The 12,808-nt window shown below is 48.5% G+C and carries 12 protein-coding genes and 1 pseudogene; 10 read left to right on the forward strand and 3 right to left on the reverse strand.

Annotated features, from left to right (window positions below):
• Window positions 1–90 precede the first annotated feature (90 nt).
• The 9 genes and pseudogenes from msrB (METH11B_RS28240) to METH11B_RS29660 form a co-directional block, all read left to right on the forward strand.
• Window positions 91–453, forward strand: a pseudogene (gene msrB / locus METH11B_RS28240) (peptide-methionine (R)-S-oxide reductase MsrB); the annotation flags it as partial.
• A gap of 65 nt (window positions 454–518) precedes the next feature.
• Window positions 519–1,058: a peptide-methionine (R)-S-oxide reductase MsrB gene (gene msrB, locus METH11B_RS0101000; protein ID WP_026600369.1), complete on the forward strand. Its 540-nt coding sequence runs from the start codon at window positions 519–521 to the stop codon at window positions 1,056–1,058.
• Window positions 1,059–1,136: 78 nt separating this feature from the next.
• Window positions 1,137–1,763, forward strand: coding sequence for a cytochrome P460 family protein (locus METH11B_RS0101005; protein ID WP_026600370.1), 627 nt, complete (start codon window positions 1,137–1,139; stop codon window positions 1,761–1,763).
• 329 nt (window positions 1,764–2,092) lie between these two features.
• Window positions 2,093–3,415 (forward strand): lactonase family protein, encoded by a 1,323-nt coding sequence (locus METH11B_RS0101010; RefSeq protein WP_026600371.1) that lies wholly within the window; start codon window positions 2,093–2,095, stop codon window positions 3,413–3,415.
• Between the two features lie 77 nt (window positions 3,416–3,492).
• Complete coding sequence (locus tag METH11B_RS25965) at window positions 3,493–4,080, forward strand: cytochrome P460 family protein (protein ID WP_036275521.1); 588 nt, start codon at window positions 3,493–3,495, stop codon at window positions 4,078–4,080.
• A gap of 104 nt (window positions 4,081–4,184) precedes the next feature.
• The gene (locus tag METH11B_RS0101020) at window positions 4,185–5,126 is read left to right on the forward strand and encodes a hypothetical protein (RefSeq protein WP_155931050.1); all 942 of its coding nucleotides are present in this window, start codon (window positions 4,185–4,187) and stop codon (window positions 5,124–5,126) included.
• A gap of 16 nt (window positions 5,127–5,142) precedes the next feature.
• A complete protein-coding gene (locus METH11B_RS0101025) occupies window positions 5,143–5,736 on the forward strand; it encodes a hypothetical protein (RefSeq protein ID WP_026600374.1) in 594 nt (197 codons plus the stop codon).
• A gap of 84 nt (window positions 5,737–5,820) precedes the next feature.
• A complete protein-coding gene (locus tag METH11B_RS25970) occupies window positions 5,821–6,480 on the forward strand; it encodes a GGDEF domain-containing protein (RefSeq protein ID WP_026600375.1) in 660 nt (219 codons plus the stop codon).
• A complete protein-coding gene (locus METH11B_RS29660) occupies window positions 6,449–6,829 on the forward strand; it encodes a GGDEF domain-containing protein (protein WP_026600376.1) in 381 nt (126 codons plus the stop codon). Before METH11B_RS25970 ends, METH11B_RS29660 begins: the two co-directional genes overlap by 32 nt.
• Before the next feature lie 231 nt (window positions 6,830–7,060).
• On the opposite strand, the gene METH11B_RS0101040 is transcribed toward METH11B_RS29660, so the two are convergent.
• Both METH11B_RS0101040 and METH11B_RS25975 read right to left on the reverse strand, forming a co-directional pair.
• Window positions 7,061–9,889, reverse strand: coding sequence for a UvrD-helicase domain-containing protein (locus METH11B_RS0101040; RefSeq protein ID WP_026600377.1), 2,829 nt, complete (start codon window positions 9,887–9,889; stop codon window positions 7,061–7,063).
• A 726-nt stretch (window positions 9,890–10,615) separates the two neighbouring features.
• Entirely contained in the window at window positions 10,616–10,852 is a 237-nt protein-coding gene (locus METH11B_RS25975; protein WP_026600379.1) for a hypothetical protein, read from the reverse strand.
• A gap of 440 nt (window positions 10,853–11,292) precedes the next feature.
• On the opposite strand from METH11B_RS25975, the gene METH11B_RS0101055 reads away from it, so the two are divergent.
• Window positions 11,293–12,153, forward strand: coding sequence for a hypothetical protein (locus tag METH11B_RS0101055; protein ID WP_026600380.1), 861 nt, complete (start codon window positions 11,293–11,295; stop codon window positions 12,151–12,153).
• 102 nt (window positions 12,154–12,255) lie between these two features.
• Here METH11B_RS0101055 and METH11B_RS0101065 read toward each other — a convergent pair whose 3' ends face one another.
• Window positions 12,256–12,720, reverse strand: coding sequence for a metallophosphoesterase family protein (locus METH11B_RS0101065; protein ID WP_026600381.1), 465 nt, complete (start codon window positions 12,718–12,720; stop codon window positions 12,256–12,258).
• Window positions 12,721–12,808: the final 88 nt, after the last annotated feature.

Consider the following 12,808-nt stretch of genomic DNA (forward strand, 5'->3'; position numbering starts at 1 on the left):
GCAGCGAATATCTCAAACGAACAAGTATTCATAATCCACTGTCTGACAAAACTGCAACGGGCGGTTACCCAATATTGAGCGACCGAACGACCGTTCGAAAACGAATTTTGGGATCATCATGCCGAAGGGATATATGTCGATGTCGTTAGCGGCGAACCGCTTTTCTCCTCATTCCACAAATACGATTCGGGTAGTGGTTGGCCGAGTTTTTTTCAGGCTCTAGAGACCAAAAACATTAAGGAAGTCACTGACCGAAGTCATAGCCTGATTCGCACCGAAGTACGGTCTACGCTGGGAAATTCGCATCTTGGTCATGTTTTTCCGGACGGACCGGAGCCTTCGGGGCTGCGCTATTGCATTAATTCGGCGGCGTTACGCTTCGTGCCGCGATCTGTACTTTCGGCTCAGGGTTATGGCGAATACGAACATTTTTTTGCAATAGAAAACCAATAAAAACAGTATTCGAGTCCCTGAAAGCCGCATTAAAACAACTTAGTCGATGTGAGAGGTTTGCAACCATGCTGAAAAAATCAATGGCTATCAAAAAGTTCTTCTGGATTGTATTTGCTTCGGTTCTATGCGCGATTGAGATGGCTTCTGCTGAAAACGCTAGTGACGTGCGGGCGATGAATATATCGAAGCTAACCCCATTACAGCGCGAGGTGACACAAAACGGGGCAACCGAAAAACCGTTTGAAAATGAATTTTGGGATAACAAAGCCGAAGGTATTTATGTGGATATCGTCAGCGGCGAGCCGCTTTTCGATTCATTACATAAATACGATTCGGGCACCGGTTGGCCAAGCTTTTTTCTGACATTAGCGCCAAAAAATATCACACAGAAAGAGGATCGAAGTTGGTTTGGCGTTAGCCGAGTCGAAGTACGTTCTGCGCAAGGTAATTCTCATCTCGGCCACGTATTTTCGGATGGTCCCAAGCCCACAGGGTTGCGTTATTGCATCAACTCTGCCGCCCTGCGCTTTGTACCAAGAGCGGAACTTGCTGCGCAAGGTTATGGCGAGTTTGAGACATTGTTTCAACAGCAATACGGTCACTAATTGATTTATTTCGGGTGTTCAAAAGCAAAAACAATTAGGCTGACACAGCTCAAACCATCACAACCAGGAGAAAAGAAGATGAAACAGCAAAACCGATTCGTAAAAAGCAGTTTAGTTATGGGTGTTGTCGCTTTGGCGTTGGGTTCGAACCCAGTCATGGCGGAAAAGTACTTCACGATCAAGGACGGAAAACTGGAACGGCCGACCGGATACCGGGAATGGGTATATGTTGGTACACCCTTGACGCCCAATGACATGAATAACGGCAAAGCGACGTTTCCCGAGTTTCACCACGTCTACGTCGACCCGGACAGTTGGGCTCACTACAAGAAAACCGGAACATTTCCCGAGGGTACTATCACCATCAAAGAAATGACTTCAGTCGGTTCGAAAACGGCCGTTAGCGGCAACGGTTATTTCAGCGGCGAATTTGCCGGTCTGGAGGCAACCATAAAAAGCAAAAAAAACTTCCCGAATGAACCGGGCAATTGGGCGTTTTTTTCATTCAGCACAGAAGATCACAAAACAATTAAAAAGACGGCAGAAGCCCTGCCAACAGCAGCGTGCAATGCATGCCATGCAGCTTCAGCAGCGGACGACTTCGTTTTTACTCAATACTATCCAATTTTGAAATTTGGAAAGGGTAAAGGCAAAGCCGCAACCGGCGGTTATCAGGATGTATTAGAACCAGCACCATACAAATAAAACAGGACTGAAGTTCGCTACTCGGAAAGTGTAATTGGGACAACCCAATTGCATTTTTCGGGCTGCGTCAGGGTGATCCGGATATGCCGGCCAACATTGCTTTGACGGGTCGGCAGACTATTAGCTTTGCCTGGAAAGACCGGAATGTTCTTCGCAACCTATTTTTCCTTCTAGTCAGAACGCTGCCGTAAACAAAGAGCATTTGGCCCTAACTGTGCACATGAAGCCAATAGTAGATTCGGCAAACGATCAACACTTTGGTTGCGCCCTTGTCGGATAGCGTCCTTGGCACCATTCTGAACGACCCATTACTTAGTCAGGAATTCAAAATGAAAAAAGAAATATTGTTTAACAGGAGCCTATGGATATTGTCGGTCTTGATTTATTCATCGGTATTTTCCATTTTATATGCCGATGAAAACTCCGGAAAAAACACAACGATATATACGCTTACCAACGACCCTGTTGTCAATGGCAACGCAGTAGCCGCCTACCGGCAAAATGCGGATGGCAGTCTGGCGCCTTTGCCGGGCTCGCCTTTTTTAACCGGTGGCATGGGCTGGAAAACCAAGTTTGTGCTTCCACATTTCGGCCCTTTCGATCTGGATCAGGCCATTACGCTAAGTCCCGATAAAAAACGATTGTTTGCGGTGAATGGCGGTTCGGACACCGTTGCCGTTTTCGATGTTTCTGACGACGGATCCTTAAAACCCGTCCCGGGTTCACCGTTTCCTTCGGGAGGCAAAAATCCAGTCAGTATTGGCTACGCGGGTGATTACCTGGTCGTGGTCAACAAAAACGAGGATCCCGGTCGCGACATGGCAGCCAGCAAACCTAACTATAGCGTGCATAAAATTACAGAGAATGGCGCTCTGATGCCGGTTCCGGAGGGCAAAGTGGAATTGGCAACGGCATCGCGTTCACCCACGCAAGCGTTGATCGTGAACAACCGGTTTGTTTACGACGGGGATTTCGGCAGCTTTTACCTGCCGGCGCGCGAGGCAATGTGGGGTAAGTTGCTGAATAAACAAAAACCTTCCACGATTCGTGTATTACAGCTATCCGAAGACGGAAAATTATCGCTGCTACAAGAGTTGGAAGCCCCGCAAGGCATTTTTGACGGCGGTCTTGATACCAACAAAGACGGCAAACCGGATCCGTTGATGTTCGGTCTGCAATCTCATCCCAAAGAACCCTTAATTTACGTGTCCATGGTAACTGGCGCAAAACTGGGCGTCTTTGAATACGATGATAGCGGTACCCTCAAATTCGTGGATTCAGCTTCTAACAGCGGTGAGCTCATTTGTTGGGTAGCTATCAATAAGGCTGGTACCCGTGCGTATACGACAAACAACGGTTCGGATACGGTATCGGTTTACGATTTGAGCGATCCCAGGCACCCCAAAGAAATTCAACACATGGATTTGAGGGGTTATGGAGCGCCTTACCAACTTGCGCTCAGTCCCGACGAAAAATACCTCTATACGGTAAAACATCGTACTTTCGATAAAACGCCCGTCGGTGACGGTGGCACGCTGAATGTCGTCGAAATCGGCGCGGAAGGCAGGATTACCGAAAACAAATATTCACCCTATAACATCCCTAATAGAGGAGATCTGTTGGCTCGCCCTCTTGGTATTGCGACCCGATGATGAATAGCCCCCGCATGGTTTCATGCGGGACAACGTTGCAATTCCCTCGATATACCCGGTAACCAAGGAATAAAACCATGCGAAGAAATATAAAAGCTCGATATTTAATGGTCGTAACGGCTGTGCTGCCATTAATAGGCATGTCGTTAACCCACGCTGAAGGGAATACGGCAAACGCATCAGCGCATTTTTCCCCTTATGTGGATGAGACCGGCCGGATTACGTTACCGACCGACTTTCGAAGAACTATGGTGCACCTCGGTTCGTGGCATGTACCTGAAGGCGACGCCAGCGGTTTTCATGATGTTTATGCCGATGGCAAAGCGGTTGATGAATTCCGTAAAACCGGAAAATTTCCTGACGGTGCCGCCATTGTCAAAGAGTTACGGGCATCGACCGCAGGCAATTACACGACTGGTACAGGTGTTAGCTATGCCAACAACACCATCAAACAGTGGTTTGTGATGATTAAAGATAGGCAAGGGCGTTTTCCTAAAAACACTAGTTGGGGCGACGGTTGGGGCTGGGCTTTGGTTAAGAATGACGGCACCAATATCAATGTATCGGCAAATTACAAAAAGGACTGTATCAGTTGCCATACACCCGTCAAAGATAAAGATTGGATATATGTCGAAGGTTACCCAACGCTTTTTCCTAAGAAATGATCTTGACTCTTTACCATAAACATATAGCGATAATTGATGGTTCTTGCCTGAAAGAACCGAAGCAAATCTTTCTATCAGGCTGTTTCTTGCTGTCGCTTTACAGCGTGGAAGCGGCGGCGGATTATCACGTGGAACTATCAAACCGAGCGTTTTATACCGATGATGTCGCACTTTTTACCGTTACGCGACAACTTTCCTTGCTTGATGACCCCACACAGCCAGCGGTGGACAGACCTTCGGGGCGATCGGATTTTATATACGAACCGACGGCGTCAGTATTGCTGGATTTGCCGGAAAATTTCGGCGATACAACTTTTTTTGCCGAAGCGGGTGGCTATGTGTTTGCCGAAAACACCGACTTTACCCACGCAAATTTTCAAACTGCCGTCAGTCGTCAATTCGAATCGGCGACGACGGTGAGTGCGATTTACCGTTTCGTTCCGGATCGCTTGCTAGGTTTCAACATGGTTGAACAAGAATTCGGCGACGCCATCGAAGGAAACGAAAGTTTGACCTCTCACATTTGGTCAATCCACGTGGAGCAGGAACTGACGGCTTGGCTCGCAATGCATGTGTTGGGGCGCTACGGCTTGCGCGACTACGATGGCGTATTCAAGCATCGCAGCACCGACTTATGGACGTTGGGTACGCATTTCGCTATCGAATTAACGGAGGATATCGAACTGTTTTTAGGGTACCACTTTGAAGTTGGCAATGCCCGCAATCAGCGTTCAATCGCATTAAACGACGACGCTTCTTATCAGACTCACTATGCATCGATCGAAATAGAGACCAAGTTGAGCGAGAAAATAAAATTGGCAGTAGATTTCGACTTCGAAAAAAATTGCTACACCACAATGAATCGGCTGGACGAACACTTTGGCAATCCAGAGGAAATCTTTTTGGGCGGCATAGAACTGCGCTATGCCTTAAGTAAGGAGTCGCTGGTTACGCTTGGTTTGGAACATGGTAACCGCCAGAAGCGAAATGAGTTCATTGGTTTCCATAACAACAACCTTTGGCTGGGGATTTCTCATAACTTTTAACCGATGACTACAAAATATGAAGTTGTTTAGCTTTTTCACTAAAGACGGACGCCTGAACATCCCTTGGTGGTTGTGGCTTATGCAAGGCGTCTTCGTCGTCATCGTCGGGTTTGTGTTTTCATTGGCAAGCATATTCAATCCCACGGTTGCTATATTGTCGGTCGCAGACTTTTCCTGGTTACCCGTAATCGGCATATTGATTATGTTACTTGGCGCGTTTGAATGTATTGACGCAGTTTTTTCGTTAGAAGTATGCGATTTTATGCAACGTATGAATGCCGGCGCTTTGGACCTCATCTTCGGTACGTTATTAATATTTGATATTTCAGATACACCGGATCGGTTGAGTTTAATGATCGCGCTTTATTTGTTAACGCGTAGCGTACTTCAGGCCGTTTTCGCAATGAAATTAAAAATTTCGCAACTAGGCTTTAACCTATTCATCAGCGCGGTTTCATTTGTTTTGGGTCTGATGGTTTGGCTTCAATGGCCTACGAGCGAAAGCTGGTTCTTTTCTTTTGGACTCAGTACCAACTTAGTTTTCCGCGGATTGCTGATGATTTACTTGAGCATTTATATCCGCCGTAAAATGTCGCCTGCCTATAGGTAATAAATGTTCCTTCATCTGGATTGATTACACTGCGTGATTACGACACGACATCCTCTATTTATATCAATGCAGTAGCCAACAAGGGTGGCAGAAACGTTACTGCCTAGCGAGCTTATTGCTGCCGAGTATCTGAAACAGATTTTACCTTTAATCCACCAATACAATATTGCGGCCAATCCGATTAACTATGCCATTTGTTACGAATACATAACCGGCAAAAACGCTACGTTGACCAAAGCATTCAGCTTGTTATTGCAAGAAGGCAAACCCTTCACTCAAGCCGTTAGTCTGGAGTTTTACGGCAAATATATTTGCAATGCTTCGCTCGAATCGTTCGAAAATCTCAATCATCAATTTCAGAAGGTCATCGACCAAGCGACTTGTGCTATTAGCGATACTTATAACAGGGCCGAAGAAACCAACGATAATTTTCAGAAAAAATCGACCCTTCTGGAAAATCTTTCCGAAACGGTCGATATTCGAGTCTTGTTACGGGAGATTATTCAGGAAACCCAGTCTTTGGCGCTCACCAGCCAAACTATGCAAACCAAGCTCCAGGGAGCCGGCCACGAGATAGAACAGTTGCGATCGGAATTGAGTCAGATGCAACGAATCGCTAAAACCGACGGCTTAACCGGATTATTGAATAGGCGCGCGTTCGATCAAACATTGGAACATTTAGTGGATCAGGAAGTCAGCGAAGCTCCTGTTTATGGATATCGATCGATTCAAACGTATCAATGACAGCTACGGCCATATTATCGGTGACAATGTGATCAAGTTTGTCGCTTCGTTAATGTGTCAGTTTGCCTTTCCTCACCACCATGTGGCCAGATACGGTGGTGAGGAACTGGCTATCATCATGCCGGATACGACGCTCGAAGAGGCACGGGAAATTTGTGAAAATATCCGAGCCGCCATGGAAAAAAGTCATTTGCGGCGCAAAGCAAACAACGAAGTGATAGGTATCGTCACCATCTCCATTGGTATTGCTCGATTGCAGTGTGGTGAGAACGTGGAAAACTTTATTATCCGCGCCGATAAAGCGCTGTATCAGGCAAAGGAAAATGGTCGTAATCGAGTTGTGTGTTGATTTCTTACCATAAGATAGAGATGTCAGAAAATGATGTTGAAGCAGTCATTCAAAACGCTATTTTTTATATTTTCGGAAGGCAGGTAATGGCCGGTTGGTTGATGTCGCCAAGGTCTCCTTTATGGACATCCAATTTCCAGGCCCAGGATTTTGCTAACTGGACACTTTGGATAAATGCAATCGGCAAAATCGGTTGTATTACTTTCAGTCAAAAATTTACCAACGCCCCTTTTAAACAGCCGCCTGATTGTCCGCTATTAATCGCTTTAGCTCCGCTTTACACGCTGCCATACTTTTTTCGCGATAAGCGTTGTAATCGGCTCGCCACCAGTCCTGCCTCGCTTCGTACTGAGGCATCAGTTTATCTATGCTGAGCAGATCGTAAATATCGACCCATTCGCCTTCCACCTTAATCGCCAGCTTGGGATTGAAAATGTAAGCACCACGCATCACGCGATAAAACAGCTTGCGGTTGTGCTTGTCGTCTTTGTCGATTTCATTTTTGGCCAGAATGCTGGACAGGTAGGCTCTTTGCTTGCGGCGTTCGGGTAGGATGCTGACCGGCAAATGCTGAATTGCGTCGATGAAGTCCTGTGTGGTGAAGCCCTCGATACGGTAACGGAGTTTGTTCGGCATGACCCGGTAGAACAAGGTGATCATCAGATTCAGCAGGAAAAACTCCATGGTGTGTTTATCCAGTTTGACCAGGCGGCCATCGACCTGAATGCTCATGCTGGTGGGTTCCAAATGCGGATAAATGTCGGCCAGTTTCTTCCTGGCGTAAGCTTCGCTACGATCACTTTGCGCCAGGGCGATTTGAAAGGCTGTCAGGCCGTTGCTATCGACTTTTTCGGTATCGGCGCCGAGCGCTTCCATGGCCTTGATGACTTCGGCATTGCCCATCCAGGCGGCCACCATCAACGGCGTTTGGTTGAAGATGTTTCGAAAATCGGCGCCGTATTGATCGACTTGTTTCAACACCGCATCGGGTTTTTTGAAGCTGTAAGCGCTGTAGTGCTTTTGTTGCAGCAGTTGCAGGCCTTTGTCGGGCTGTTTGGCGGCCTTGAAATCGGCTTTCAACAGACTGTTGATGATATCGAGGTCTTCGTAGACCAGCGCGTACTCGAACAACATCATTTTGGCCTGCTTGTCGTTGCCGGCCAGCGCTTTCTGCTTCAACTCAGGCAATGCTGTCGCATCGATCACTTGCCAGGGCGGCGTTTTTTGCTTGAGTATTTCGCTGCGGATGCGCTCGGCCTGTTCCTGCTTGCCCTGTAATTCCAGCTTATGCGCTTCCTGTCGCCAAGCGTCGAGACTGGAATTCTGGCTGGCTAGTTGCAGACTGGCCTGGGCTTCGCCCAAGCCTAATAAGTCCAGCAGCGCCTGTTTGGGTTGACTTTCGATCCAATACAAATTCTTGATCGCCCGCGTCAGCGCGACGTACAGTGCATTGATGTAAAACTTGTAAATCTCCAGCGATTTGTCAGTCTTGTCCTTACCGCGGGCATATTTGAGATCATGCTGCAAATCGGCAGCGTCTACACCCTTGCTGATGTCCCGATAACGGGTTTCTTCCTGGCTGAGGAAGTTGTAGAGAATGATGTTTTCGTATTCCAGGCCCTTGGCTTCCTGGATGGTAAAGATTAACGGCGTGCCGAAATGCTGTTGGGCTGCCGGTTTTTGCTCGGCACTCATGACGATCACTGCGAAGCGGGTCGACGCCTTGGTCTTGTTGTCAAGTTCCCGGCGAATCTCTGTCGTGTCCTGCAAAAACAGCACTTCACCCTGATTGTGGCCGTTGCTTTCCACCAAGTAATGGCTTTCTTTGTCAATGGAGCCGAAGCGCAAATTTTTGATCTTTAAAATCCGGTTGGCAATTTCGGTTACTTGCGGTGAATTGCGGTAGTTGGTGTTGAGGATACGGATCAGCTCATCGCCGGTTTGTAAATCGTCCTGCCGGTAAAACAGGCTTTTGACCTTGGCCCAGGAAAAGAAGTTGGGATGCACGATCTGATTTGAGTCCCCGCACAGTAAAAAGTCCCGGCTGTGGCGCAGGGACTTCAGGATCAGATACAGCTGAATATTGGTCAGATCCTGCACTTCGTCGACCACCACAAAATCGTAACGGGTTTGAATGGATTGCAGATAGTGGTGACTGACGATGTTCGGGTCGTATAGTGCGTTATCGGCAAGAAACTGCAGATATTTTTCGAATACGTCGTAAACCGCGTCACGTTCTTCGGCCAGGAAGATCGATTCCTTGACGCCCAGGGCGCGATAATCCTCGCGGCTCAGCCAGCTTTTGTCGGTGGCGGGGCCGGTAATGACGCCGCGGAACTCCTCGAACAATTTGTGCGCGTCTTTCAGCCCATGGCCTTGGCTAAAACGGTTGAACCAGCTCTGAAACGCCGCAAAGCTGACCGGTTTGCCCGCCGGCACCTGGATGCTCTCCAGAAACTCCTGAAACGATAGGAAATCGATCTGTTGCTCGGGGTTGTCGTACTGGTGAGCGTAATACAGGTCGCGCGCGTTGTTGACCAGATAAGCCGACTGGGTGACATATAACACCTCGCCCACCGCGTGTTTCATTTTTTCCAGCGTCAGCGCAGTTTTACCGCTGCCTGCCGAACCGATCACGATCAGCGGCGGTGGTACGTCGTATATGGCTTGTTGGCGATCGTCGAAAGAGATGATTTTATCCAGCAGGTTGAAACGCGGCTGCTGAGGGTTGAGATAAACCAGTGCCGCCTCTTCGCCGATCGGTATCGACGGTATGTCGGGAATTTTGGTTTCATCGATCGTGCTGACCTGACGCATAAATCGCGAATCCTGGTAAACGTGGTTTTTGATGAATTCCAGAATCAGCGCATAGCGTTGTTCCTGATAACGATAGATGGCAAACAACAAGCGATCGCGCTGGTTAAGTCGGGCCCGGTAGAGATTGTCACCGACCTTTTTGACCTCTGCCGATTTGAAGTCGTCATTTTCCAGATAGCCTTGCATTTTTGCAAAACCCGGAATGGACTTAGGGTCGAGCTCGTTATAAATCAGGACTTTCATAAATCAAAATAAATCAGGTGTGGTTGCGGCGCGCGACAGTGTTCACCCGCTTCAGATATGGAAATCGGACATGGCGCGGCGCATGAATTCGTGGAACAAGGGTACGGTAAAGGCCATGTCGCCGTGGGACGGACTAAAGACCATGCCATTTTTGATTAGACTGGCGAGCAGCGCCCCCCCCAAAGTATTAATCTTAACGTTGAGCGGAGAGCCAGCACCCGGTGAAAAAGGATTTTTTGATTTTATCCATTGTGAATCTCGAATGTATCAATTTATTCATAAATATACTACGAACGATGTATACGCTTAAATAAATCGATACACTTCAATCCGAATGGGTGTGTCTTAGGCATAAGACATGAAGATTGCACTATAACAATTTGTTCACGTAGTCCGGAGTTATGCAATACAAACTATTCCCAGTAAACGAACTGGCATGACGACTATATGGACTCGCCTGGTAGCACTGCTACCATTTTTGCAACGGCTCTGAAATGAAGTTACGCTGAATACCGCTAATTCAGGCTGTTTTTGAACTTGGCAAGAGTTGTAAGTCATTGAATTTTATATATAAAAAATTAAAATGCCGGTTTCATAACCCCGAGGTTCCAGGTTCGATCCCCGGTATCGCCACCATTTATAGCTTTAGCAGTATCCAGATTAACCATAAGTCCTTTACACATAAGAACTTATGGTTTTTTATGCGCGTAGATTTAGTGAGATCGTCTAAGTTACTGCGTAAACATACAGTAACACCCAAAAATACAGTAACAGCACACGTACCAATACGTCGGGCTGCACGGCTGTGTCAATAGAATCGTCCGCTTCCTGGGCTTTGGGTAAACGCACATCGACGGGTGCGATAAAAGCACGGTAGGATTTGCCCGCTAGTGCTTGCCGAGTTTGGAAATAAGTTTCCCCCGCCACATCCTGATGCGGCAAATCAGGTGCCGGTGATATCAATAAGCGTCGCCATCAATCAGCTCTTAACGTATATCGTCCGGCCAATTCAAATAATCGCTGTATGTATGCGATTCCCTATCTTCCAATGCCGAACCCAGTGCCCACGCCTCTGGTTTTGCCTTGCTGCTATCGCATAGCCAGTTGCACGGGCGACGGCGAAACCTTTCCGATAATAAGTCATTTTGGGGCTTTTCGAGTTTCGGTTAATTCGTTCGTTAGCTTTGCCTAGGCAGGCAAAGTTTCGGAGCTTTGCCCTTAAAAGTAGAACCTCTAGGAGTCTCGTGGGTAGGAGTCGAAGCGCCGTAATTTGGCGGTGAAATTCCTGGCATTTAACACACACTGCGATTTGTTTGCATTCCCCTAGGGTTTTACTCTAACATTTTCTCAGAGTGCTAAATTTCAGTTTCCGAGCTTGCTAATTTCGACAGGGGTGTGTTGGTATGATCTGCATAAAAACCAAACAACTAAGCTGGCTGGCAGTGATGATTTCGTTGAGCGCTTGTACAAAACCGGGTGTACAAACCGGCGGCAGTGCCAACCTCATTAGCGGTTCGGCGGGTGGGGCTACCAGCGTCAATGCCAATAAAACGCTGGAACATTGCGCCAGCCCATTAGGTACCCTGGCGGTCAGCGACGGCCGTATCACCGGTGCCAGCGCCGTAACCACCCTTGACCCATTGATTCGTTTGGCGGTGCAGCAATCCAACTGCTTTGTGATTACCGGCATCGGCAATCAGGCCACCTTGGCATTACTCAATGCCATTACCTCACAGCAACGTGAATCCGGTGAGTACCGGGCCGGCTCCAAACAGCAAAAAGGCCAACGGGTCGCCGCCGATTATCTGCTGGAACCGCAGGTCATCGTCCTCAACGAATCCACCCAGGGCAACAGAGCCGGCCTTTACGGCGGCGGCATGTATCAGCATTACGCCCCGCCAGGGCAAATCTCGTTGGGCGGGATTTTTATAGACGCATTGGCGGGCGCTGCGGCGGGCGCAGCCGATAAACGCAGTACGGACGTAGCTCTGACCTTGATCGATATCCGCTCGACAGTACAAATCGGCATTTCCCAGGGCAGCGCAACCGCCAATGCTTTGCAGGCTTCCGGGTGGGGCGGATTCTTAGGCGAGAATGCTGCAGGCGGCTTTGGCTTGGCGAGCTTTACCCGAACCCCGGAAGGCATATCCACCGCCGCAGCGTTTTTTGATGCCTACAACAACCTGGTGCAGTCTTTGAGGAATTACAAAGCCCAGGAAGTCAAAGACGGCGCCGGCACCGGCGGCCAACTTCAGTTCAAATAGCGCGGCCGCACAATCTACTGCGTACCACTGCATAATGCCAGCCGCTCAGTTCGCTGGCGTAAATGCTGATCAGCAATCGATCACTGGCTCCCGCGAATCGCGTCATACTTCCAGCTCGATGATCCGGGCCTCGACTGTCTTATCGTTGATGATCAGTTCGGCAACTGCTAGAGGCAATTTAAACCGGCGTGGGCCCGCGCTGCCGGGGTTTAGATATAGTACGCCGTCACGCTCTTGAAGCGAAGGTTTATGCGAATGGCCGGAAATGACGACGCGAATTCCGGCCACGACCGGATCGATGGGCAACTCTGCCAGATCGTGGATCAAATAAATTGAAACTTGGCCGACCATGACGCTGGCACAGATGGGCAGTTCCTCAGCCCAAGCCCCTTTATCGTTGTTACCGCGCACTGCTGTCACCGGTGCCAATATGTTCAGTTGTTGCAATACCTCGGGTTTGCCGACGTCGCCGGCGTGGAAAATCCGCTCGCAGCACTGCAACGCCGCCAGCACCTCAGGGCGAAGCAAGCCGTGGGTGTCGGAGATGATGGCGAGGCGGTGGGACATTGTGGGAAAGAGAATCTCTTTATACGCGGTTTAAGGGCGATTAAATCACCGTGCAAGGTCAATTGGGTAGATTTCTTGCTTTATTTAT

This window comes from Methylomonas sp. 11b, assembly GCF_000515215.1.
Taxonomy (GTDB): Bacteria; Pseudomonadota; Gammaproteobacteria; order Methylococcales; family Methylomonadaceae; genus Methylomonas.